Below are 24,614 nucleotides of genomic sequence, written 5' to 3' on the forward strand. Positions count from 1 at the left end.
GGAGTCAATAGACAACAACTTGCTTTTAATTCAAAATTATTTGATGTTCACCGTAAAGAATCTTCCGCACTATTAGGAAGGGCATATAGTCCTAAATAAACTATCCCACAAAATATATAGAATCATCCAGTCCTAAGCGTGGATACAGTTTTCATTATTCATTTATTAATCTGAATTGAAAAGACTAATCGCCATTTTTATTTTATTTGCTCTGATATTAGCAAGTCGATATTTGCTTGCACAGCAATCGAAACTATCTTTTGAGCATTTGGGATTACATCCAAAGATTACATGTGCATTTCAGGATCGGACCGGTTATTTGTGGTTTGGTTCCAGTCATGGTGTATTCAGATATGATGGGTATTCTTTTAAAGATTATACGACTTTTAAAGAAAACACTTCTAATCTTACTAATGCAGAAGTTCAGGCCATCTGTGATGACAGCGAAGGTAATATCTGGATTGGACATGTTCAGGGTCTTGACAGACTCGATCCAAAAACCGATGAAGTAAAACATTTCATACTTAATCCAAATGCACCTGTAACTGACTGGAGTAATCATGTCCTCGCCTTACTTGAAGACCGCGAAAGAAAATTATGGGTCGGAACTGGTGATGGTCTATATCTCTTCGATCAGAACACACAAACTTTTAAAAGAATAATTCACGATAGCTCAGAAGTCAATAGTATAATTAATAATAATGTTAATGCAATCTATGAAGATCGTTCTGGAACGGTTTGGTTTGGTACAGGAGGAGGACTAGATAAATTGGATAGTTCCGGAAATAAATTTCTTCACGTCTGGAACGAAAAAATAAATTCATCAAAACAGGATGGTGGAATCTATTCTATCCTTTCAATCTTTGAGGATAGTGATGGCGTCCTCTGGATTGGAACATGGGCTGGATTAGTAGAATTTAAAAAAGAAAATAATTCCTTCACTATTTACCAGAATGATCCAAAAGATCCGCAGAGCTTAGCTGTTAATTATATCTTTTCAATCAACGAAGATTTAAATGGAAATTTATGGCTCGCTACAAATGGTGTTGACATTTTTAACAAGCATACAAAAAAATTTACTCACCATAATCATGATAAGTTTGATTCTAATAGTTTAAGTGACGATGGTGTGTCAAATATTCTTGTTGAAAAATCCGGAACAATATGGATTTCAACGTATGGCAGAGGAATAAACAAATATATTCAGCCTAACCGGTATGTTAAAAAATATTATCTGGAAACTGCTGAAATATTAAATGCCGGCTTTGGGGATTTAGTTGAGGATAATCAAGGCAAGATTTGGATTGGAACAGATATAGGGCTTATAAGTTTTGATCCTGATAAAGAAATATTTAAAGAAGAAACATTTAAAAAAACTATAACAGGATTATTAGTGGATGAAGAAGGAACTCTTTGGATATACAGTACAACTAATAGAGCCCTTTATTATAAGAATGATGAAGAAAATGAAATAAAACAATTTTTCTATTTTGATGGAAAACCTTTTTATAATTCAGTTTCTGGTATGACTAATTGCAAAGATGGAAGTATATGGATTGCTACAGATGGCGGTGAAATTTTAAAATTAAATCAATCCAAAAAAAGAATTGAACAAATTGCAAAGTTTGATAACTCTATAACAGGTTTATATGAAGATAAAGAAGGTCTGTTGTGGATAGGTACTTACGATGCAGGTGTTATAAGTTATAATCCAATTAATAAAACTTCTACTCGATACATTTCTGATCCCAAGGATTCTTTGACATTAATTGGTAATCAAGTATTTAATTTTTGTGAAGATGGTCAGGGGATTTTATGGTGTCTGGCAAACAGCAGTCCAAATAAATTTGACAGGATAAATCAAAAATGGATTCGGTGGAAAGGAAAAGAAGGATTTCCTGATAATGCAATGACATTAATTGATGATAATAAGGGAAATCTTTGGATGAGCAGTTCAAACGGTGCATTTAAATATAATCCATTTACAAAAGAAGTTACTAAATATAACGACATTAAACTCTCCTGGAGTTATAAAGTACGAAACGGCGAACTATATTTTATCTCAACTACTTTCTCCAGCGAAAGGCAGAGTATAACCAGAATTAATCCTGATAATATTTTTAATAATAATTTTATACCACCTATCGTTATTACAACATTCAAAAAATTTGAAAAACAATTTCCATTTGGGGAAGAGATTCAATTGCCATATGATGAAAATTTTATTTCCTTTGAATTTGCTGCCTTAAATTTTATAAGCCCTGAGAGGAACCAATATGCCTATATGATGGAAGGAGTTAATAAAGATTGGGTGTATTCGGGAACAAGAAGATATGCTTCCTATCCTAATCTTGACCCTGGCGAATACATTTTCAGAGTGAAAGGATCAAACAACGACGGTGTCTGGAATGAGGAAGGGACTTCGTTGGTAATATTTATTTCTCCGCCCTGGTGGAAAACCTGGTGGGCATATTCTTCGTATGCTTTGATTTTTTCATTCACTTTGTATGGAATCAGACGATATGAGATGAACAGGTTAAAACTGAAAGACAAGATAAAGCTTGATGAAGCTGTGCTTAAAGAAAAAGAAGAAACAGATAAAATGAAATCGAGTTTCTTTGCAAACATCTCCCACGAATTCAGAACACCCTTGACATTAATTCTTGGACCTGCAGAAAAAATCAGTTCAAAAACTTCAGATGATGTTATTAAAGATGCAAATATTATACAAAGGAATTCTCGTCGGCTTTTACAATTAGTAAATCAACTACTTGATCTTTCAAAGCTTGAAGCAGGTAAAATAAAGCTTGAAGTTTCTAAGGGAAATATAGTTTCATTTGTAAAAGGAGTTGCTTTATCATTTGAATCATTAGCTGAATCTAAAGACATAAGCTTAAAGATACATTCTGAAAAAGAATTTATTGAAATGTATTTCGATAAAGAGAAAATGATGAAAATATTGACGAATATATTATCGAATGCATTTAAGTTTACACCTGAAGAAGGAGAGATTACAGTTTCGGTAGCCGTACAAAATGCTGAATATATTTCAGCATCTTATTCAAAGCTGGAGATCCCGAAACAAGTTCGGGATGACAACGTAGTAGAAATAAAAATCAGAGATACCGGAATCGGAATAGCTCAGGAAGAAATTCCAAAACTCTTTGACAGATTTTACCAGGTTGACAGTTCGCACACAAGAGAATATGAAGGAACAGGAATTGGACTTGCTCTTACAAAAGAATTAGTTGAATTGCATCACGGAAGAATAATTGTTGAAAGTGAAAAAGGAATTCCCGACAAAGTCGGGACAGGCTGGACAGAATTCACTTTGCTATTTCCTCTTGGTAGAGAACATTTGTCCGAAGGACTCCTATCGGAGAAAGATGATGAGATTATCGAAGAAAAAATAGATGTCATTCTGAGTCCCAACGAAGTCGGGGCGAAGAATCTAGAATTGGTTGGAAATGATAAGAAAACAGATTCTTCATCGTCCGTCAGTAGCCGGACTCCTCAGAATGACAACGAAGTAAACGAGGACAAAACAATCATTCTTGTTGTTGAGGACAATTATGATATGAGACAGTATATCCGAGAATCACTTGACGGAAATTATATGATCGAAGAAGCTGTTAATGGTGAACAAGGAGTTCGAAAAGCAGAAAAAATTATTCCCGATTTAATTATCAGTGATATGATGATGCCGAAGATGGATGGAAACGAATTAGTCAGGATTTTGAAGAATGATGAAAAGACAAGTCACATTCCAATAATATTACTTACAGCAAAAGCAGGACAAGAAAATAAACTTGAAGGACTTGAGATTGGTGCGGATGATTATCTTACGAAACCATTCGATATAAAAGAACTTCAGATAAGAATTAAAAATCTTATAAACATTCGAAGAAAATTACAGGAGAAGTTCAGCAAAATTGAAAATGATTTTCCTGTAGTTACAGGATTGAAACTCCAAAGTCTTGATGAGAAATTTCTTATCAAAGTAAATGAAGTGATAGAGAAACATATCTCTGAAGAAGAATTCAGTATTGAGGAATTTGGGAAAGAAGTTGGGATGAGTAGATCTCAGTTCCACAGAAAATTTATAGCCATAACAGGAAAACCAGCCAGTATATATTTACGATCCGTACGATTATCCAGAGCTAAAAAAATGATTGAAGGAAAAACAGGAAATATTTCAGAGATTGCTTATTCTGTAGGTTTTTCCAGTCTGTCTTATTTTTCAAAATGTTTTAAAGAAGAATTTGGATACCCACCGAGCGATTTAGTATGAAATGGGATAAAATTTCAATCTTTTGGGACATTGCTTATAACTACCCCCCACTCTAATTTCATTTATTTGCCTCCGTAATTTTTTTTCACAAATAATTTATGGAGGTTCTTATGAAAAACTTTTTTTTGTTTTTCAGTTTCTTGTTCGTTTCGTTTTTGTTTCATTCAGTAATGGCTCAATCGGTGTGGATTCAGCAGAATGCACCCGGATTGCCTAATTCTCCTCAGCCACAGGTTATTTTTTCGCCTGTGAATGATAATGTCTGCTGGGGAAAAAACAGCAACAACTCACAATTTCTGCGAACAATCGATGGTGGAGATAACTGGACTGTTTCAACAGTTACAGGTGCTGCCGGATTAGAAGGTTCGAGCATTTCTGCTTTTGACGCTAATACGGCATGGATTGCAATGAATGATCCTTCAAATGCAACAAGCGGTGGAATATTTGTAACGAACAATGGTGGTTCGATGTGGCTAAAACAAATTTCAGCTTTTCCAGGAGTAGGTGGACATCCAAATGTAATTCATTTCTTCGATCCTAATAATGGAGTTTGTGTTGGAAATCCAAGAGGCGGTTATTGGGAAATTTATACTACTACAAATGGTGGCACAAACTGGTTACGAGTTCCCTCAGCAAATATTCCTCCTCCATTAGCCGGTGAATTGGGAATAGAAAGTCCAAACATTAATTCAACGGCAACTTATTTCTGGTTTCCAACTCTTAGAAACAGACTATACAGAACAACTGATCAGGGTTATACGTGGACAGTCGCAGATAGTGTTACCGGCGGACCCAGCCAGATTGGTTTTGGGTTTGCATTCAAAGATGATTTGAATGGATTGGCGGCTGATTTTTACCCCAATAGTGTTATTTCAAAAACTACCGATGGTGGTGATTCATGGGTACCTATAAATCCGTACCCTTCGGGGCTAAATACAATATCTTCACTTTTTATTGTGTACAGACGAACAAATAACTCTTATGTCATCACTTCACAAACTGATCTTGGAGGAAATCAAATGCAACCTGGTACTGCATATAGTGATACTTTTGGACAGAGTTGGACAGAAATCAGCAATATTTCATTAGGTCCGGCTGCATTTTTCGATTGCAATACAGGATGGGCTGGTGGAATAAATAATTTAATTTATAAATGGGTTACTGACTCTTTAACCTGTGAGGTTCCAGTAGAATTAATAAGTTTCAATTCTGCTATAGATGGAAACAACATTCAACTTACTTGGCAGACGGCGACAGAAACAAATAATATGGGATTCGAAGTCTATCGAAATGGAAATAAGATTGCGTTTGTTGAGGGCAAAGGAACAACAACTGAACGGCAGGATTATTCTTTTACTGATAAAAATCTTCAGTCGGGCATTTATAATTACAGACTAAACCAGATTGACTTCGACGGTACACAAGAGGTTGTTGGTGAGTTAACTGTATATCTAACATTACCGGAAGAATTCAGTTTAGAACAGAACTACCCCAACCCATTCAATCCAAGTACAATAATAAAATTCACAATTCCTGTCACCCTGAGCGGAGTCGAAGGGTCTTTTGTAACACTGAAAGTTTATGATGTGTTAGGTAATGAAGTTGCAACTCTGGTGAACGAAGAAAAACCTGCAGGAAGTTATGAAGTCGAGTTTAACAGTCATTCTGACGAAGGTCAGAACCTGCCTGCCGGTAGGCAAGGTCTCTCAAGTGGAATTTATTTCTACACTTTGCAAGCCGGAAATTTTACACAAACTAAAAAATTAATATTAATGAAGTAAAAAAACTTATCTTCTCAAATCAAACCCCTATCAATATTTTTCGATAGGGGTTTGTTGTTTACCAGTTAGAAACTTTATCAACCGCTAATCAAATAAAAATAATGTTTCGGATTACATTTCTTAATTTCCTTTAACATCAATTTTTAATTATTCGGAGGTTCAAATGAAAAATCAGGTACAGTTATTAATTGGGGCAATTTTTCTTTTCTTTTTCTTCACACTTTCACTATCTGCACAAAAAGATTTAACTCTTCCTGATGCAAGTCAACATGCAGTAGTTGTACAGCAAATAGGTATGTGTGAAATTAAAATCGACTATCATCGTCCTGGTGTGAAAGGACGAGAAGTCTGGGGCAAATTAGTTCCTTATAATCAGGTTTGGAGAGCCGGTGCAAATGAGAATACTACTATTTCATTTTCAAAAGATGTATTGATCGATGGAAAAAATGTTCCAGCAGGAATTTATGGGCTGCATACAATACCGACTGAAAATGATTGGACAATAATTCTTAACAAAGACTATCGTGCTTGGGGAAGTTTCTTCTACAAAGAAGAAAATGATCTTATGAGATTTAATATAAGACCAGTATCATCTGATTTTCAGGAATGGTTGATGTACACATTTGATGAAGTTGCTCCTAATTCAGCTATTGTATCATTAAATTGGGAAAAACTTAAAGTTCCTTTTAAAATTGAAATTGATTTGCATAAACAAATGCTCGATGAGATGGCAATTCAGCTTACTGGTATTCCGGGATTTTTCTGGCAAGGATGGAATCAGGCAGCTAACTACTGTTACATTAATGGATTAGCCCTTGAACAAGGATTAAAATGGGCAGATCATTCAATCGGAATAAACAAAAACGCAACAAATCTTTTTACTAAATCATTGATATTAACAGATCTGAATAAAACGGATGAAGCTGCTGAAATTAAAAATGAAGCTTTCAGTATAGCAACAGAAGCAGAAATGAATAATCTGGGTTATCAACTTATGAACGGTGGAAAAATTAATGACGCTCTCGAAGTCTTTCAAAAAAACACAGAACTATTTCCTGAAAGCTGGAATGTTTGGGATAGTCTTGCAGAAGGTTATATGAACAAAGGAGATAAACAGCAGGCAATTCAGTATTATACCAAAGCGCTTGGTATGTCTCCTGAAAATCAGCACCAGAGAATTAATAACGCTTTAAGTCAGTTGACTGATAATTAAATTTAAATTTTATTCTGTTCAACATTGCGGGGACAAGCTGTTCCATCTGAGGCGGATTGTCCCCGTTTTTTATATACAAAGATATCTTCAACATATAATTATATTTGTTGTTGAATGATAAATAATCTAATCAATGAACGACAACAATTCAATCGAACAGAAACCAGATGTTTCCAGATTACTAACACCGCTATTTTTTCCGATGGTATTATGGATTGTTCATCTTGTCTCATTATTATTTAATGAGGATCTGAGCAAACTTGGTTTATTGCCGAGAAACTTAGCTGGTTTATTAGGAATAATTACTTCTCCACTTATACATGCTGATTTTGCACATCTGATTTCGAACACAATTCCGTTGATTATTCTTGGATGGATAATATTTACTTTTTACAGAAAAGTTTCCTATCTGCTTTTTGTATTTATTTATTTAATTACTGGTTTACTTGTTTGGATTTTTGCACGACCAGCTTATCACATAGGTGCAAGCGGAATTGTGTATGGTTTTGTAAGCTTCTTATTTTTCAGTGGATTATTCAGGAAGGATAATATATCTATTGCACTGTCACTTATTGTAACATTTTTATATGGTGGGTTAGTTTGGGGAATAATTCCCGGTTTGGAAGGAATATCGTGGGAGTCGCACCTGTTTGGAGGAATTACTGGACTGATAGCAGCCTATCTTTTTAGAAAAATTGATCCCCCAAAACAGAAATATGATTGGGAAGATGAACCGGATGATTTCAACATTAAAGATCTTGAAGTGTCATACGATCCTGAAAAAAATAAATTTGATTAATAAATTAACATTCAAGATTAGAGATGACATCTTTGTGCAGCAAATTCAGCTCTAATAATTTTTCTATGAAAATAATTTACAGGATATAGTTTGTTCACGAAAAAAGATGTCATCTTTTTTCTACAATAATTAAGAGGAGTAAAATGAAAAAGAGTGTACCCGAAACAAGAAAATACAGACTTGAGATGAACGATAAAATTCTTAACTCAGGTTTCAGAGATTTTAATAAATTTTTCGCGCTTGATAACAAAGCCTACATCGAAGGTGCATTACCTGTAAAGATGAAAGAACTGATGGGACTTGTCGGTTCTATGGTACTTCGGTGTAATGATTGCATTTTTTATCATATCGATCGTTCAATTTCTGAAGGCGCAACAAAGGAAGAATTACACGAAGCATTCAACATTGCACTGATTGTCGGAGGTTCAATTGTGATTCCACATCTTCGATATGCTTTTGAAGTGATGGAAGAGATTTACGTGGAGAAATCTGAGAAAGAGTAAGAGTATGAATAAGCCTGCCTGCCGGCAGGCAGGAGTAAGAAAATGAAGAAGAAAAAAAATATTCTAATCATTCCAAAAAAAATAGTAACAGCCGACAAAAAAGATTTAATTATTAAAAATCAGGCTGTTGAAATCATTGATAACAAAATTTCTGCATTCATTCCGGTCGAAAAAATTGAAAAGCAAAATTTTGATGAAGTATATGATGCACGGAATCTGACTCTTATTCCGGGATTTATACAAACCCACGTTCATCTCAGTCAAACGCTTTTCAGAGGATTAGCTGATGAATTGCCGCTTCTCGATTGGCTTCGATTAAAAATATTTCCATTTGAAAATGCACATGACGAAAATTCTCTGCAAACAACAGCACGACTTAGCATCAATGAACTTTTGATGTCCGGAACAACAACGCTGCTTGATATGGGAACTTTGCGTTTTGGTGAAATCGTTTTACAGGAGATGATCAATTCAGGGATTCGCGGCTTTTCCGGTAAATGTCTGATTGATCTGAACGACCTTTATCCTGATTTTAAATCCTCAACAAACAATGAAGTAAAACAGATTACAAGCCTTGCAAAACAATTTCATAATTCAGCAGATGGAAGAATTAAATATTCTTTCTCACCGAGATTTGTTTTATCGTGTACCGAAAAACTTCTTAAAGAATCAAAAGAGATAATGAAAGATTTTCCGGGAAGTATTTATCATACACATTCATCGGAAAGTATTGATGAGATTAATGAAGTGCGGAAAAGACTTCAAAAAGAAAATATTGAATACTTTAATTCAATTGATGTGCTGGATGATCGTACTGTTTTAGCTCATTGTATTCACACTTCTGATAACGAAAGAAAAATGTTAAAGGACAGAAATACAAAAATCGCGCATTGCCCATCGTCCAATTTAAAACTTGGTTCAGGTGTTGCACCGATTCCACAATATTTGAAGGAAGGAATTTCAGTTTCATTTGGTGCGGATGGTGCAGCGTGTAATAATAATTTCAGCATATTTAACGAAATGAGATTGGCTTCTCTGATCCAAAAACCGATTCATGGTGCGGAAGTAATGAATGCAAAAACAATTTTCAGAATGGCAACGATAGATGGCGCGAAAGCTCTTCATCTCGAAAATGAAGTTGGAAGTATTGAGGTTGGTAAGAAAGCAGATTTGGTTTTAATCGATCTCAATTCATATTCAAACTCATATTCTGATTCGGATGATTCAGTTTATTCGGATATAGTTTTTTCATCATCAACTGAGAATGTAAAAAGTGTGATGGTTGATGGCAAGTGGTTAGTTAAAGATCGAAAATCAAGTATTTATGACCAGCAGAAATTAATTGCAGATGGTAAAGAAGAATTAAAAATGTTATTAAAAAGAATTTGATGAGACAGATAATATTCGCTTCAAAGAATGAAGGAAAAGTAAAAGAAGTCCGGCACATCCTGAATGGAATTAATGTTGAAATACTTTCTTTGAATGATGTCGGTTACACAGATGAAATTCACGAATCAGCCGACACTTTCGAAGGCAATGCAAAGATAAAAGCCGAAACCATTTATAATAAATATAAACTTCCAACAATTGCCGATGATTCCGGAATTGTTGCGTTACAATTGGGAAATGAACCCGGAGTTTATTCTGCAAGATATGCCGGCGAGAATGCAACAGACAATGAAAATAATATCAAGCTTCTTGAAAAGTTAAAATCTTTTCCCCAACCTCACAGAGCAAAATTTATTTGTGCAGCGGTCTATTATTTTGGGACTGATTTTAAAATAACAATGGGCGAAATTAACGGTCAGATAATTAAAGAAGCTCGCGGTACGAATGGATTTGGTTACGATCCATTATTTTTACCTGATGGTTATGGTAAAACATCAGCAGAATTAGTATCGGAAATAAAAAATAAAATTAGTCACAGGTTTAAAGCTTTTAATCAGTTGAAAAAATATTTATGAAAAAGATATTAGCATTTTTTCTGATTCTTTTACTTTTATTTTTTGCATGTAGTGAATTAACCACTGAACCATTATTCAACAATGATCCAATTGATTTTTTTCCCAACAAGGATGGTAATTTTTATAACTACAATGTTTCATTATTTGATACAAATGGGATAATTCTTCAAACTGGCACTCGAAAATCTGTTTATAACGGTGATACAATATTTTATGGAACGTCTTTCCAGGTTAAGTCTGATGTATTTGAATTAACTAGTCTTCAAACAGAAAACAATTCTTATTTTAGAAAACACTCTTCGGGAGTCAATAACTGTAATACATTAGATTCAATTGGTTCTTACTATATTTTACCTGATTCATTGCGTAACAATTTCTCGCTTGCTTTAGAATATCCTTTCCTAAATGATTCGTTGGAAGTAAATCAAACTTGGCATGTATTTGAAATTTGGACGGACATTCCTCAAATTCAAATTTTTAATGTTGATGCTGAAGTCATATCATTAGACACACTTACAATCATTTTTCAAAATACAACACGAACCACGGAAGTTTTTAAAATCAGATATGATGCAAGGTTTACAACAAGCTTATATCAAACTCCGAAATTATTTGAAGTCAATGCATGGATTGCAAAAGGAATTGGATTTATTAAATGGGAAGGTGATGCAAAGTTAATTAATTTCTTTGCAGGAGCTGAAATTTATCCCGTCAACACAACGGTTTCTGAAGAACTTGTTTCATTCAATGTTAAGTAATTGACTAATAATAATTCAAAATGAAAATTATAAAGCAAATATTCTTCTTTAGTTTTTTATTACTGTTACTGATTTATTGTAATGACACTTCTACTGAACCACTTCAACAAAATTATCTCGATAATTTTCCGGTGGGAATTGGTTCCTCTTATAAATATTCAGTTACTGAAAAAGATTCAAACGGCAACATTGTTCAATCCGGCACAAGAAATATTTTCTTTTCCGGTTCAACAATTTATAATGGAATAAATTATACGACTCAGACAGATTCATTGGATTTTGAAAGTCAAAGTTCGGTGAGTTCTTATTTAGTTCGTAAATCTGAAACTGGTATTTTTTATGCAGTTGATACGAGCCAGGTTTCGCAACTAATTCCGGACACATTAAAACAATACGTAACACTTCGGAATGAAATGCAGTTATTGTTTTATCCACTTAAAACAGGCAGTAGCTGGAGTTTGTACAGAATAACTGCGGAAATTCAATCTGGTGTTGAAATTAAAATTCTTGATGTGATCTCAAGTTTTGATAAAGCTGAACAGGTTGATTTAAATTTAATTTCAGGAATTATTAATGTTACTGCTCAAAAAGTAAAATACACTCTGGAATTATTTTCCGGGATTGGATCTCCACCTCAGACTTACTCTGCATTTATGTGGTATGTAGAAGATATTGGCTTAATAAAATTTGAAGGTAATCAGTTTATTGTGAATATCGGTGAAGGTGGAATTTCTTTTGAACCTTCTTCAAATATCCTCACTCAAGAATTGATCGATTACAGTATTTCTGAGTGAAGGTTACGCTTAGTGACTTTGTGCCTTAGTGGCAAAAAAATATTTATAGCCACAAAGACACTAAGACTCAAAGCAATCACTTTTCCGCAATCACAACCTGAACGATTCCAAAAGTAAGTCTGAATTTTTTTACAGATTTGAATCCCGCTTGTTTCAGCATATCAACCAGGTAAATTTTTTCATCAAATTCTTCAACTGAATTCGGCAGGTATTGATATGCAGTTTTATTTTTGGAAATAATTCCACCAATAAAAGGAAGTATTCTTTTAAAATAAAATTTATACAGTGTTTTGAAAATTATATTTTGCGGCATCTGAAATTCAATGACAGTTGCTTTACCATTTGATTTCATAACCCGATAGAACGATTTAAATCCTTCCTGAATATCATAAAAGTTTCTGACTCCAAATGCAACAGTTATATTTGTGAAAGTATTGTCAGTGAATGGCATTTGCTCTGCAGTCGTTTGAACTGTTTTCCCCTTTATCCAATCACTTTTTTTTGAGAAAAGCTGAAGCATATTTTGAGAGAAATCAGCACCAATAATTTTTCTCACACCCTGTTTGTAAGCTTCAATTGCAACATCACCAGTACCACAGGCAACATCAAGCAAAAAACTTTCACTGCCGACTTTGCTAAGTTTCAGAGCTTTTCTTCTCCAGTATTTGTCAACGCCAAAACTTAATAGATGATTCAGAAAATCATATCTGAAAGCAATTGAATCAAATATGTTTTTAACCTTGTTCTTTTTATCCTGCATAATATTTAATACCGATTGATCATACATCTATGCAAACATGCACGCAATCTTGTATGAATGTTCGAGCTGTATATTTGTATGAAATTGACAACTAAAATAATCCTGACATTGTGCTAGTATTTTCCGTACTCAAATTCCGGTTTGCCAATCTTTCTTTGCCACCAGTTGAAAATGTATTTACCTGACCAAACTGCGAATATCATAAATGTTAATCCGCCAATTAAATCTATCACATAATGATACCACAGATAAACGGTTGAAAAAATTAGTAGAGCTCCAACCGGAATAAAGAAAAATCTTGACCTGCTTTTTAAACGATAGGATAAATACATCACGATCAGTGTAATCATTGTATGTCCGCTGGGAAAAATATCACGCTGAACAACTTCTGCGGGATTTGGTGTACCGGCAGGAATCGATTCACCTGTATTTACGATTTCACGTAAAAAGTTTGTTAATAGAAGTCCTGGCAAATCCTGATTTATTGTATCGAAATTGTGTAGTGTAAATCTTGGACCGATTCCCGGCCAGATAAAATATCCGAGATATGACAGATAAAATCCGTAGATGACAACAAAAACTGAAAAATCCATCGCGACATAACGCTTCTTGCGCAAGAGGAATAATCCAAGTAAAATCGGAAGCAGATAAAAAATTCCATACACAATTTGTAAAATTTCAGTTAGCAATGGAGTTGAGATTTTCCAGAGCAGTTGTGTCGGGTCATTTCCGAAAAATAATATTCTGTCGATGAGAATAAACATCTCGTCATGATCGTAGATTCTGATAGGCTGGATCATGAAATAAAGCTGCTTGAAAGTAATCAGAACAACCGGAACGATGTACCAGTAATGAGCTGCGTTCCAGAATTCATTATCATATTTCGATTCAAGGTATGCAAATAAAAATGAAATTAAAATAATGAACAAGTTTACTGCTATCCAAAATTCCCAGGTTTCAATTCTGTCACGATAGATTAAATGTACTACTGATAGAATGATGTAGAAGACTATAACAACAACGTCGAAAGCTTTAAGATGTTTAACGAACTGTTTGAATTTATCCATTCAGAATATTACAGGGATTACTTTCGGGTAAATCCGGGTGAAATTTTCTTGACATACTTTGCAAGTTGTATGAAATCATCAACAACCAGATTCTCAGCACGGAGTGAAAGGTCAATACCCGAATTTGTAAAATCAATTTCGTGAAATATACTATTACCAAATGAATTTTTTAGGATTTTTCTTCTGTTTCCAAACGATGCTTTTACAATTTGGATGAATAATTTTTTCTCTTCTTCTGAATTGCTGATATCTTTGAAGTTAATGTGAACTAATGCTGAATAAACATTTGGTTTCGGATAGAAAACATTAGGTGAGATTTTGAAACATAATTTTGTTTCAGTAAAGAATTTTAACACAACAGCCAGGATGCCGTAATCTTTTGTTCCTTTATTTGCAATCATTCGTTTTGCAACTTCAAGCTGAACCATAAATACCGCATCGTGTATTAAATTATTATTTTCAATCAACTTAAAAAGTATTGGCGATGTTATGTTGTATGGAATGTTTCCAACGACACGAAATTTTTTCCCTGATGAAACTAATGCAGATATATCAGTTTCTAAAAAATCCTCATTGATGAGTTGAAGCTGTGGAAATTTTTCTTTCAAATCACCGGCAAGTTTATTATCAATTTCAACTGCAATTATATTTTCGGTTACTGAAAGTAATTTCTGAGTTAAAGCACCATAACCAGGACCGATCTCAACTATCAGCTCATCATTCTGTGGATTTATTTCCTTTACAATTTTATTCAGGATGTTTTCATCCAGCAGAAAGTTCTGACCGAATCGTTTTTTGGGTTTGTTATGGATTTTCATTGTGACAAAAATAAGAAATTCTATCCAGCCGTCATGCTGAACTTGTTTCAGCATCTTAAACAATAATCGTAGATCCTGAAACCTGCCGTGCCGGCAGGCAGGTAAATTCAGGATGACAAACTCATAACTTTTTGATAAAAATCATTTTCTCTTTAGTTTTTCAAAAACAAAATAGGATTTATTCTAAATGCACAGAGATTCAGTAATCAGCATTGATATGGGCGGAACGAAAGTTCTCGGCTGTGTTGTAAATTCAAAAGATGGAATAATCGCCCGCGTAAAAAAGCCAACGGATCCAACAGCTACAAGAAAAAAATATGTTTACCAGCTCGTTGAAGCAGTTTACGAGCTGATTGAAGAAACGCAAATCAGCAAGAAAAAAATAAAAGCCGTTTGTCTCGGAGTTCCGGGAACTGTTAATCCATTAACAGGAATAATTGGTTTAGCACCAAATCTTGGATTGAAAAATTTCAACATTAAAAAAATGCTGGAAGCTGAAATTCCTTTTCCTGTTTTAATTGAGAATGATGTTAACCTCGGTGCACTTGGGATAAAAACTTTTGGTGTTGGGAAGAAATCAAAAAATATGCTTGCAGTTTTTGTTGGAACCGGGATCGGCGGAGGATTGATAATTGACGAAAAGATGTACCGCGGCTCAAATTATGTCGCGGGTGAAATCGGACATATGCTTGTCGAAAAGAACGGACCAAAATGCGGCTGCGGTAGAAAAGGCTGCTTTGAAGCGATTGCAAGCAGAACTGCAATCGTAAATAAAATTATAAAAGATATTAAATCAGGTAAACGAAGTAAGCTATCGAAGTTGGTAAAATCGGGAGAGAGAATAAGAAGCAAGTCACTGTCTAATGCAGTAAAGTCCGGTGATAAAGTTGTCCGAAGAAGAATAAAAGAAGGATGCGAAGTAATTGGAGATACTCTTGCAAGTATTGCAAATCTTTTGAATCTCGATATGATCGTTCTCGGCGGAGGGATGATTGAAGCGCTGGATTTTTATATGCTTCCATTAATAAAAAAATCTTTTTCTGAACACGTGCTTAATGATTCTGCCAGAGGTTTGAAAATTGTTGCCAGCAGACTTGCCGATGATGCCGCAGTTTACGGTGGTATTGCACTTGCTGAAGAGTTTTTGGGCGTGAGGGTTTAGTTGAAATCGGTTTGTTTGAAATAATTTGAAAATAACAATTATATAAAGTCTGATAAAATGCTAACAAAAAAAGTAAAAGTAATTGCTAGTACTCTAGTAGTTTTATTATTTATAATAATATTTTTTGCTGTTCGTGAAAAGTATGAGAGCAATAGATTTAAGAATAACTTTATAGATTTCGATACGACCAATATTATTGGAGAATTAGAATACGTTGCACTCGCATCACATGGTGTTGTTTTTAGAATTAAAGGAAATTCAAAGATGTTTATCTTTTATCCTCGAACGAGTGAGCTAAATAAAAATAGAATTTTTGATCATTTAGCGGAAAAAGGGGACACGATTATAAAAGGAAAATTTTCTGATACTCTTAAATTAATTAAAAATAGGAATAAATATTTATACACATTCGATCAATTGAAGTGATATTTAAGGGAATGAAACATTAGCTAAACTCCCTCTCAACCTCCTCCAAACTCAAACTCACTTCTTCCCATTCTTTAACTTTTTCATCAAGCGATAATTTCAATTCTTTGAGCTTTTCATTAAGCTCGCGTATCTGAGAGTGATTGTTATATGTGTCGGGATTAATAAGAACTGCGTTTATTTTTTTAAGCTCCTGCTCAAGCTTGTGGATCTCTTTTTCAAGCTTTGCAAGCCGTTCCTTCAAATCTTTTGTGGCTTTGTATCTCTGATTGCGTTTCTCGGCTTCAATACGTTTCTGTTCTTTGTGGGAAGATGTTTCGGTTGGATGTTCTTTTTTTGTAGATGAAACTTGTTCTGTTTCTTCGTTTCTCTTGTAGAGATAATATTCAATATCACCTTCGTAAATTTTTAAATTGCTCTGCCCTGCCTGCCGGTAGGCAGGACGAATATCAACAACTCTGTTCGCAATTGGTTTTAGAAATTCCACATCGTGGGAAACAAGTATCAGCGAACCGGAAAAATTAACTAATGCCTGCTGTAAAACTTTTTTGGATGAATAATCGAGATGGTTTGTCGGTTCATCGAGGATTATAAAATTGGAAGGAGAGAGCAAAATTTTTGCAAGTGCCAGTCTGCTTTTTTCTCCTCCGGAAAGAACTCCAACCTTCTTGAAAACATCATCACCGGAAAAAAGAAATGCACCAAGAAGTGATCGAAGCTGTCCGATTGTCTTCGCAGAACCTACGGAGTCTAAAGTTTCAATCAGATCAATTTCTGGATTGAGAGAATCAGCAACATCCTGCGAATAATAGGAAATAATGTTATTGTGACCAGATATTTTTTCACCTTTATTGAAATCAATTTTTCCAGCTATGATTTTGGAGAGAGTAGTTTTGCCAGCACCATTTGGCCCGACAAATGCAATTTTATCTCCGCGATTCACTCTGAAATCAATTCCGTCAAACAGCTTCATCTCGCCGAAAGATTTCTGAATTCCTTTCAGTTCAACGTTAAAAACTCCACATGGTGGTGGATTTGGAAACCGAATGTTTACAGTTTCTTCATCATCGGGAATTTCAATCAGTTCAACCTTTTCAAGCTGCTTTATTCTGCTTTGCACTTGTCGGGCTTTTGTCGCTTTATAACGAAAGCGCTCGATAAACTTTTGAGTGTCTTTAATTTTTTTCTGCTGAATTTCCCTTTGATTAATCAGCATCTGGTCGCGTTCTTCTTTGTATTTCAGGTAATCATTCAGCTTGCCGTTGTATGGATTTATTTTTCTTAAGAATATTTCCCATGTTCGGTTTGTGGTGAGATTCACAAAATTTTTATCGTGCGAAACAATTATCATCGATCCTTTGAAGCTTTGAATATAACCGATTAGCCATTGAAGCGAATCAAGATCGAGATGGTTTGTTGGTTCATCAAATAGAAGAAGATCATTTTGAGCGATGAGAAGCTTTGCCATTGCTATTCGCATTTGCCATCCACCCGAGAATTCATCCGTAAGTCTTTTAAAATCTTTTTCTTCAAAGCCAAGTCCGGTTAAGATTTTTTCAATTTTATATTCTATACTGTAAGATTCGAGTTCTTCCAAACGAAGATGAACTTCACCAAGTTGATTAACGAGATCTTCCTTTTCTTCGTCGCTCGATGATGATTCAAGTTGTGCGATAATTTCTTTTTCTTTTTGATGAAGGGATTTGATATCCGAAAGTGCAGTGAAGACTTCATCAATTAAAGTTTTTCCGCGATGAACAACCTGATCCTGCGGGAGATAGCCGATAGTAATATTTTTCTGTTTATTGATTGATCCTGATTCGGGTTCAATTTCTCCGACAAGCATTTTCAGAAGAGAAGATTTACCTGTTCCGTTTGAACCGACGAGACAAATTTTATCGCCCGAATTGATTTTCAGGTTAACATTCTGGAAGAGATTTTCCCCTGTAAACTGAAGTGTGATATTCGATAGATCAATCATTTGAAAAACATGGACGCAAATTTATTTTTTAAAATTGTCCCTCCCCTTTGGGGAGGGCAGGGTGGGGCCATTATTCTCTCAGAACAGCAACTTTACCAGTTACAACTTCATTGCCATCAGCATTAAAAGCAACAATTATATAAACGCCAGTATTTACTAATTCACCATTTTTGTTTTTTCCATCCCAGTAAGCGGTTCTTCCACCGGGAGAAAAAAATTGACTGACAAGAATTCCGTCTATAGTCAGAATTTTAATTTCTGTATCACGAATCAACCCATCAATAGTTAAAAGATTATTTCCACTTTTTATTTTATATGGATTTGGATAAACGAAAAGTTCATTAAAGCTTTCCAATGGTTTTATATATGGCGTTTCAAATGAAGTTAAACCTTCATCAGTACCGACGTAAACTATTCCTTTGTTCTCATCAATTGCAATACTTCTGATAATATTGGAGAGTAAAGCACTGTTCTGTGCCGTGAAAGTAGTAATTAATCTTGAACCATCTGAATTTACTAAAAGCAATCCTTCATTTGTACCAATCCATTTTTGATTCAGTGGATCAACTGCAATTGCATTTATTGATTGCTGTCGAAGAACAAACACATTCGATATTCTAAGCGCAGAACTACCTGAAGTCGGGATTGCACTGGTATTTGTTATAATATTCACTCCGAGACTTGTTCCAACCCAAACATCGCCTCTCCTGTCAACCACAACATCACGTATATCATTTTGATTTAATCCATCAGATGTAGTCAGGAAATCTGACCTATCATCCGCTGGATCTTCGTAAGTTTTATTTTCATTGAAGTAGAATACTCCAAATCTTGAGTTTGATCCGTCAGTACAGCTATACCACTTTGTGTCGTATGGATCGATTGCAAGATTCTCAATGCCTAATAATGTTCTACCCTGAGCAGCAGGAATTGTAAAATGATACCAGACACTATCCGGCGTTCTCATTGATAAAGTATTTCTGTCAACTGCCCAATAATTCAGTGCCCATAAATTATTTCGCGAGTCTTTCCCGAATCCGGTGACTACAACAAAATCCGGATTGCTTGGTATTCCCTGCATACCGGTATTTGCTCTGTTAAAAAGTTTTTTGTTATCACCATTCACTTCGAGAAACCCATAACCCCAGCCGCCAAGATATGCGGTTGTTCCTGACGTGAAAGCATGATAAACAGCATTTGTTGGTAACTCAGGAGTGTTTGAAGCATTAAAATAATTCCAGTTTTCATTCTCGTAAGTATAATATCCAATCCCTGTAACATCTTTACCGCTTGCAGACCAAAGTTTACTGTTATCATCAACACTCATTGAAGGGAATTGATTAGCCGGTGGTGCATTCGGTGATACAAAATCACCGATCATTAAAGTGTTTAGAAAAAGTGTACCGTTTGTACTTGCGCATACATATCCAAGATTTTTTCCGAATTCAATTTTAGAAATTGATACCGCAGAGTTGTAAAGTACGCTAAGAGTTTGATTATAGTAAAGATATATATTCTTCTGTGCGAGAATAATTATTGAATCGCCGCTGATTTGAAAATCATTAATATTTATATTGGCTAATTCAGTAATGAAATTATTCCAGATATTATTTTCGAACTTCGAGAAACCTTTATCAGTACTGACGATTAAATTTCCCTGGAATAATCCTGGTTTAAAAGTTTTGTTTGATGGCAGTCCGTTACTACTTGAATAAACATTCCATGATTCAGGCGCTGAAAGGTTCGTTGCACCTGGTTTTTGAATTGCAACGCCCTGATCGGTGCAGACATAAAATAAACTATTCTTTACAGCACAATTGACTTTTGTGTTTGAAGCGAATGTTCCAAACTTGAAGAATGTATCGAAGAAAAGTAAGCTGCCGGAATTAATTAATGAAACTCCAAAGTCCGAAGCTACTATTATAGTATCACCTGTTATAGAAAAGTCGTTTATTCTTTTGTTGATTTGATTTGAATTAAAGATATCCAGAATTACATCAAGACTACCTGTATCTTCGTTGTAGATATCAATTATTCCTTCAGCACTGCCAAACCAGATTCTGCCTGAGTTATCTTCAATAACTGATGTTAGAGAATTTCCCTTCAATCCTTCTGATTTATGCAAAGTTATAAACGTGTTTGATTCGGGTGTAAATTGAAATGCTCCGCCAGTTGCTGCACTCCAGATTTGATTGCCGCTTATTGCAACGTCCTGAACATTTTTGAGTGCGGTATAATTCTTCCAATTAATGAATTGCTGAGGCAGGGCAGTAGTAGTACAGAAATAAACGATTAACAAAAAAAATAAAATTTTCATTTTCTATCTCTCGATTGTGAGTTAAACGTAGAAACGTGCTAATCGTACCTTCAAAATATTTATGTATTTGTAATTAAATGTTATAAAAAAAAATCAGGTTTGAAAGTCTAAAAAAAATAGCTCTGGTTTCATTCAATATTGCCGACAAGGCGGGTTCTCATAGTGTCAACCACTTTAGCAGAAGTATAAAACCTGCCAAGATTTTCATCGTCCTCTCTTTTTCCACCATGAAAATCTGAGCCACCTGACTCGAGCAGAAAGTATTCATTTACAATTCCCCGGTAAAATCTAACCTGCTCAGGTGAATGTGATGGATGGACAACTTCAATACCATCAACTCCAGCATCTATCAACTCTTTTATCAGGATTTCGGGCATATTTCCCGGATGTGCAATAAAAGATAATCCTCCAGCATCATTAATAATTTTAAATGCACTCTGCGGAGACAAATGAACTTTCTTTTCGTAAGCAGGGGCATGATTACCGATATATTTATAGAATGCTTCAAAAAAAGATTTGATCTGTCCCTTGGCAAGCAATGCTTGCGCAATATGAGGTCTGCCGATAGCAGAATTTTTTGCGAATACAAGAACGTCATCAATTGTGATATCAAGACCGAGGATGTTTAACTTTTTAACCATTCTTATTGCACGCTTCAATCTCTCTTCTCTGAAGAAACTAAGATAGTGTTCAAGATCTTTGTTTTTGGGCTCAACAAAGTAACCAAGTATGTGAACCTCTGTATCTCTGATATCGGTGCTGATTTCGAGCCCGGGAATTACTTCAATACCATATTTTTTTGCGTGACTTATTGCTTCATTTATTGCGTTAACACTATCGTGGTCAGTAATACTAAGAATATTTATTCCCTGCTTATTAGCTTTATCAACTAATTGTTCTGGTGAATGATAACCATCAGAATAAAAAGTATGCATATGTAAATCAGTTTTTTCAACAGCCATTTTTATCAGAGTCCATAAAGAGTTTTAAACTTTTCATATTCCACTATTCTTAGTTTTGAACCTTCAAGCTCAATCAATCCTTTCTTAGCAAAAGAATGAAGTGTCCGTGATATTGTTTCCCTTGAAGTTCCTGCCATATTTGCTAATTCATGTTGAAATGGAAGTTTCTCAATTTCTACTACACCTTGTTTTATTTTCCCAATATCATCGGCAAGTTGAAGCAGAACCGTAGCCACTTTTCCCTCAGCATCCTTTAGTGAAAGTGCTTTAATTTTCATACCCGCAACTCTTAATCTTTGTGTCAATTCTTGCAAAAGTGCAATTGAAACTTCAGGATTATCTTCTAACAGCTTCAGGAAATCATTTCTTTGGATTATAAAAATTTTGGAATCTTCCATTGCCGTGGCTGTGGCTGATCTTTCAAGTCCGTCTAGAAGAGACATTTCACCAAAAAAATCTGATGGATTAAGAATGGAAAGGATTACTTCTTTGTCATTATCCTCTGAACTAATTCTGGAAATTTTAACTTTACCGGAGATGATAATAAATAACGCTGTACCAGCTTCCTTTTCAGACAATATTATAGAATCTTTTGAGAAGTTTTGAACAGAACCCGAGTGGGTTAGTTGTAAAAGCGTTTCATCTTTTAATTCAGAAAAGATAGGAACACTCTTTAGAAATTCAGTTTTTTCCAATTTTAATTCAACTTTTTCTTAATTGATGACAGGCTAAAATAGGTTTAGCCGCTCTGAAAATCAAATAAACTATCACTTATACGAAGCTGGATCGAAGCTGAAAATGAAGAATAGACAGGTAGAAAAATCCAATAAGTTCTTCAGGATTAAATTGATTTTTAACAAGCCTGTGTCTATGTTTGTATCCTTATTTTTGAATTAAAAACGGAGATTTTTAAGTAATGGGAATGATGGCTAAAATGAGAAACCTTGCACCCGTTTTCATAATTACAGTTGGTGCATTGTTTGTCCTCTTTATGGTGATTTCTGATTCGAACGTACTAGAAGCTATTGGCGGCAGAACAAACGATGTTGGCTCAGTAAATGGAATTGATATTTCTTACCAGGAGTTTCAGGCAGCTGTTGAGCGACAAAGAGAACAACAAAAACAACAAACTGGCAATGACATTCCCGAAGAACAATTTGATCAGTTCAGAGATCAGGTATGGGAATCCCTGGTTACTGAAAAACTTATTGATCAGGAAGTTAAGAGATTAGGAATTACTGTTAGTGATGAAGAAATTAAAGATATCATTTTGGGTGATGATCCTCCGGCTTTCCTCAAACAGAATTTTATTGATTCACTCGGTCAGTTTAATCGCGAATTATATGAACAAGCAATATTTGATCCACAGAACAAACAGGTTCTATTGCAGGCTGAAGAATCTGTAAGGCAAATGCAGTATAGAAAAAAACTGCAAAGTTTACTTGAAGCCGGCATTACGGTTAGTGAAGATGAAGTAAAAAGAAAATTCATTGAGCAGAATATTTCAATGGAAGGTAAGTTTGCATTATTTCCAAATGCATTATTTCCGGATTCGACATTCAAACCCACTGAAAATGATTTGAGAAAGTTTTATGATGAGAACCCTGATAAGTTTAAAATAAATGCGCAAAGAAAACTCTCTTATGTTCTCTTCCGCCACGAACCTTCGCATGCAGATAGCATGTTGGTAATAAAGAATCTTGAAAATGTTAAAAAAACTGCTGAGAACGACACATCAGATTTCAAATATTTCGCAGATATTTATTCTGAAACACCTTATTCAATAGACACATTAACAGCATCCGGTTTATCAGATGAAGCTATAAATGAATTAAAGCATGCAAAGATTGGTTCGATAGTAGGACCGGTCCCTTCAAAGACTGGTGGTTATGCACTTTATCATCTCGTGAATATAATTCCATCAAAAGATAAGTTTGTAAGAGCTTCACATATTTTAATTTCACAAATGGGAGATGATGCTGCAAATTTAGCTGAAGCAAATCGTATCTATCAGGAATTAATTAATGGTGCTGATTTTAAACAGATGGCTATGAATAATTCAAAAGATCCTGGTTCCGCTAAAAATGGTGGTGATCTCGGCTGGTTTGGGAAAGGAATGATGGTTAAAGAATTTGAAGATGCAAGTTTTGGAGCCAAAGTCGGAGTTGTTCAAAAACCAGTTAAAAGTTCCTTTGGCTATCATATAATACTTGTAACTGATGAATCAAACAGTAAATATGTGGTAGAGAAGATTACAAATTCAGTTACCGAATCTGCAGTTACACGCGATGCAAAATCTACGGCTGCAACGGATTTTTCTTATCTTGCAAAAAAGAATGGTTTTGAAAAAGAAGCAGAATTAATGAGTTATACAATCCAGGAAAGTGGAAGCTTTACTATTAATAGTCCATCAATCCCTGGTATCGGAGCTAATAAACGCCTTGTTGCCTTTGCATTTGAAAATGGATTGAATTCTATTAGTGAGGTTTACAAATTACCCAACGGTTTTATAGTAGCAAAGGTTTCAGAAGTAATTGCCGAAGGTCTTGAAAAATTTGAAGATCAGCAGCCAAAAATCAGGCAGCTTTATGTTGTAGAAAAACAATTTGAAAAATCCCGCGAACTTGCTTTGAACGTGATGAAAAAAGCTAATAATAATATTGACAATGTTAACCAGATAGATCCCAGAATCCAGGTAGTTAATACTGGTAAATTCAATGCAGCGAGTTCAATTCCACTTCTTGGAAAAGACAATGCCGTAATTTTCACAGCGTTGTCTATGAAACCTGGTGAAACTTCCGAGCCAATAAAGGGATTACGAGGTTATGTTGCATTTCATCTGAACGAAAAAACAGCTTTCGATTCAACAGCATTCAATAATCAAAGTGCAACTCTTAGAAATTCTATCTTTCAGGAGAAAAAATCTGTTGCATTAAATACGTGGTTAACCAAGATTAAAGAAAATGCAGATATTGTAGATAACAGGTATATGTTCTTCGGTTATTAAACTAATATATC

General features: G+C 34.8%; 19 protein-coding genes. 12 read left to right on the forward strand and 7 right to left on the reverse strand.

The genetic code is table 11. The annotated features are described in order from the left end of the window. The first annotated feature begins 175 nt into the window (after window positions 1–175). The 9 genes from HND39_10175 to HND39_10215 all read left to right on the forward strand — a co-directional run bounded on the left by HND39_10175 (window position 176) and on the right by HND39_10215 (window position 12,103). Entirely contained in the window at window positions 176–4,291 is a 4,116-nt protein-coding gene (locus tag HND39_10175) for a response regulator (GenBank protein QKJ96617.1), read from the forward strand. Between the two features lie 1,268 nt (window positions 4,292–5,559). Beyond that, a complete protein-coding gene (locus tag HND39_10180) occupies window positions 5,560–6,072 on the forward strand; it encodes a T9SS type A sorting domain-containing protein (GenBank protein QKJ97964.1) in 513 nt (170 codons plus the stop codon). A 163-nt stretch (window positions 6,073–6,235) separates the two neighbouring features. Further along, entirely contained in the window at window positions 6,236–7,285 is a 1,050-nt protein-coding gene (locus HND39_10185; protein QKJ96618.1) for a DUF2911 domain-containing protein, read from the forward strand. A gap of 133 nt (window positions 7,286–7,418) precedes the next feature. Further along, on the forward strand, window positions 7,419–8,084 hold the full coding sequence (locus HND39_10190) for a rhomboid family intramembrane serine protease (GenBank protein QKJ96619.1): 666 nt from the start codon (window positions 7,419–7,421) through the stop codon (window positions 8,082–8,084). A 143-nt stretch (window positions 8,085–8,227) separates the two neighbouring features. Beyond that, window positions 8,228–8,587, forward strand: a complete 360-nt coding sequence (locus HND39_10195) for a carboxymuconolactone decarboxylase family protein (protein ID QKJ96620.1) — start codon at window positions 8,228–8,230, stop codon at window positions 8,585–8,587. A gap of 42 nt (window positions 8,588–8,629) precedes the next feature. Continuing rightward, window positions 8,630–9,976, forward strand: coding sequence for an amidohydrolase family protein (locus HND39_10200; protein ID QKJ96621.1), 1,347 nt, complete (start codon window positions 8,630–8,632; stop codon window positions 9,974–9,976). Continuing rightward, complete coding sequence (rdgB, locus tag HND39_10205; protein ID QKJ96622.1) at window positions 9,976–10,551, forward strand: RdgB/HAM1 family non-canonical purine NTP pyrophosphatase; 576 nt, start codon at window positions 9,976–9,978, stop codon at window positions 10,549–10,551. Before HND39_10200 ends, rdgB begins: the two co-directional genes overlap by 1 nt. Beyond that, window positions 10,548–11,309 (forward strand): hypothetical protein, encoded by a 762-nt coding sequence (locus HND39_10210; protein ID QKJ96623.1) that lies wholly within the window; start codon window positions 10,548–10,550, stop codon window positions 11,307–11,309. Before rdgB ends, HND39_10210 begins: the two co-directional genes overlap by 4 nt. Window positions 11,310–11,329: 20 nt before the next feature. Beyond that, window positions 11,330–12,103, forward strand: coding sequence for a hypothetical protein (locus HND39_10215; protein ID QKJ96624.1), 774 nt, complete (start codon window positions 11,330–11,332; stop codon window positions 12,101–12,103). Between the two features lie 76 nt (window positions 12,104–12,179). Here the strand turns inward: HND39_10215 and ubiE are convergent, their stop codons facing one another. From ubiE to rsmA, 3 genes are all read right to left on the reverse strand, one after another. Continuing rightward, window positions 12,180–12,866 carry a bifunctional demethylmenaquinone methyltransferase/2-methoxy-6-polyprenyl-1,4-benzoquinol methylase UbiE gene (gene ubiE, locus HND39_10220; GenBank protein QKJ97965.1) on the reverse strand — a complete coding sequence of 229 codons (687 nt, stop codon included), beginning with the start codon at window positions 12,864–12,866 and terminating at the stop codon, window positions 12,180–12,182. A gap of 110 nt (window positions 12,867–12,976) precedes the next feature. Beyond that, a complete protein-coding gene (locus tag HND39_10225; GenBank protein ID QKJ96625.1) occupies window positions 12,977–13,930 on the reverse strand; it encodes a phosphatase PAP2 family protein in 954 nt (317 codons plus the stop codon). Window positions 13,931–13,947: 17 nt separating this feature from the next. Continuing rightward, on the reverse strand, window positions 13,948–14,748 hold the full coding sequence (gene rsmA, locus HND39_10230) for a 16S rRNA (adenine(1518)-N(6)/adenine(1519)-N(6))-dimethyltransferase RsmA (GenBank protein QKJ97966.1): 801 nt from the start codon (window positions 14,746–14,748) through the stop codon (window positions 13,948–13,950). Between the two features lie 187 nt (window positions 14,749–14,935). On the opposite strand from rsmA, the gene HND39_10235 reads away from it, so the two are divergent. Both HND39_10235 and HND39_10240 read left to right on the forward strand, forming a co-directional pair. Then, window positions 14,936–15,910 carry an ROK family protein gene (locus HND39_10235; GenBank protein QKJ96626.1) on the forward strand — a complete coding sequence of 325 codons (975 nt, stop codon included), beginning with the start codon at window positions 14,936–14,938 and terminating at the stop codon, window positions 15,908–15,910. Window positions 15,911–15,967: 57 nt separating this feature from the next. Continuing rightward, the gene (locus tag HND39_10240; GenBank protein ID QKJ96627.1) at window positions 15,968–16,336 is read left to right on the forward strand and encodes a hypothetical protein; all 369 of its coding nucleotides are present in this window, start codon (window positions 15,968–15,970) and stop codon (window positions 16,334–16,336) included. Between the two features lie 19 nt (window positions 16,337–16,355). On the opposite strand, the gene HND39_10245 is transcribed toward HND39_10240, so the two are convergent. The 4 genes from HND39_10245 to HND39_10260 form a co-directional block, all read right to left on the reverse strand. Next, a complete protein-coding gene (locus HND39_10245; GenBank protein ID QKJ96628.1) occupies window positions 16,356–18,317 on the reverse strand; it encodes an ABC-F family ATP-binding cassette domain-containing protein in 1,962 nt (653 codons plus the stop codon). A 70-nt stretch (window positions 18,318–18,387) separates the two neighbouring features. Beyond that, window positions 18,388–20,634: a hypothetical protein gene (locus HND39_10250; GenBank protein QKJ96629.1), complete on the reverse strand. Its 2,247-nt coding sequence runs from the start codon at window positions 20,632–20,634 to the stop codon at window positions 18,388–18,390. A gap of 128 nt (window positions 20,635–20,762) precedes the next feature. Beyond that, window positions 20,763–21,596 (reverse strand): PHP domain-containing protein, encoded by an 834-nt coding sequence (locus HND39_10255; GenBank protein QKJ96630.1) that lies wholly within the window; start codon window positions 21,594–21,596, stop codon window positions 20,763–20,765. 5 nt (window positions 21,597–21,601) lie between these two features. Further along, complete coding sequence (locus HND39_10260) at window positions 21,602–22,291, reverse strand: Crp/Fnr family transcriptional regulator (protein ID QKJ96631.1); 690 nt, start codon at window positions 22,289–22,291, stop codon at window positions 21,602–21,604. A gap of 239 nt (window positions 22,292–22,530) precedes the next feature. Here HND39_10260 and HND39_10265 point away from each other — a divergent pair, with 239 nt between their 5' ends. After that, entirely contained in the window at window positions 22,531–24,603 is a 2,073-nt protein-coding gene (locus HND39_10265; GenBank protein QKJ96632.1) for a hypothetical protein, read from the forward strand. Window positions 24,604–24,614 lie beyond the last annotated feature (11 nt).

The organism is Ignavibacteriota bacterium, assembly GCA_013285405.1.
GTDB lineage: Bacteria > Bacteroidota > Ignavibacteria > Ignavibacteriales > Ignavibacteriaceae > IGN2.

Excerpts from the sequence above, each read along its gene's own strand:
- HND39_10190 (QKJ96619.1), top strand. The coding sequence starts at position 7,419 with ATGAACGACAACAATTCAATCGAACAGAAACCAGATGTTTCCAGATTA.
- HND39_10180 (QKJ97964.1), top strand. The coding sequence starts at position 5,560 with ATGGGATTCGAAGTCTATCGAAATGGAAATAAGATTGCGTTTGTTGAG.
- HND39_10195 (QKJ96620.1), top strand. The coding sequence starts at position 8,228 with ATGAAAAAGAGTGTACCCGAAACAAGAAAATACAGACTTGAGATGAAC.
- rsmA (QKJ97966.1), bottom strand. The coding sequence starts at position 14,748 with ATGAAAATCCATAACAAACCCAAAAAACGATTCGGTCAGAACTTTCTG.
- HND39_10255 (QKJ96630.1), bottom strand. The coding sequence starts at position 21,596 with ATGGCTGTTGAAAAAACTGATTTACATATGCATACTTTTTATTCTGAT.
- HND39_10185 (QKJ96618.1), top strand. The coding sequence starts at position 6,236 with ATGAAAAATCAGGTACAGTTATTAATTGGGGCAATTTTTCTTTTCTTT.
- HND39_10245 (QKJ96628.1), bottom strand. The coding sequence starts at position 18,317 with ATGATTGATCTATCGAATATCACACTTCAGTTTACAGGGGAAAATCTC.
- rdgB (QKJ96622.1), top strand. The coding sequence starts at position 9,976 with ATGAGACAGATAATATTCGCTTCAAAGAATGAAGGAAAAGTAAAAGAA.
- HND39_10215 (QKJ96624.1), top strand. The coding sequence starts at position 11,330 with ATGAAAATTATAAAGCAAATATTCTTCTTTAGTTTTTTATTACTGTTA.
- HND39_10240 (QKJ96627.1), top strand. The coding sequence starts at position 15,968 with ATGCTAACAAAAAAAGTAAAAGTAATTGCTAGTACTCTAGTAGTTTTA.
- HND39_10265 (QKJ96632.1), top strand. The coding sequence starts at position 22,531 with ATGAGAAACCTTGCACCCGTTTTCATAATTACAGTTGGTGCATTGTTT.
- HND39_10235 (QKJ96626.1), top strand. The coding sequence starts at position 14,936 with ATGCACAGAGATTCAGTAATCAGCATTGATATGGGCGGAACGAAAGTT.
- HND39_10250 (QKJ96629.1), bottom strand. The coding sequence starts at position 20,634 with ATGAAAATTTTATTTTTTTTGTTAATCGTTTATTTCTGTACTACTACT.
- HND39_10200 (QKJ96621.1), top strand. The coding sequence starts at position 8,630 with ATGAAGAAGAAAAAAAATATTCTAATCATTCCAAAAAAAATAGTAACA.
- HND39_10225 (QKJ96625.1), bottom strand. The coding sequence starts at position 13,930 with ATGGATAAATTCAAACAGTTCGTTAAACATCTTAAAGCTTTCGACGTT.
- HND39_10210 (QKJ96623.1), top strand. The coding sequence starts at position 10,548 with ATGAAAAAGATATTAGCATTTTTTCTGATTCTTTTACTTTTATTTTTT.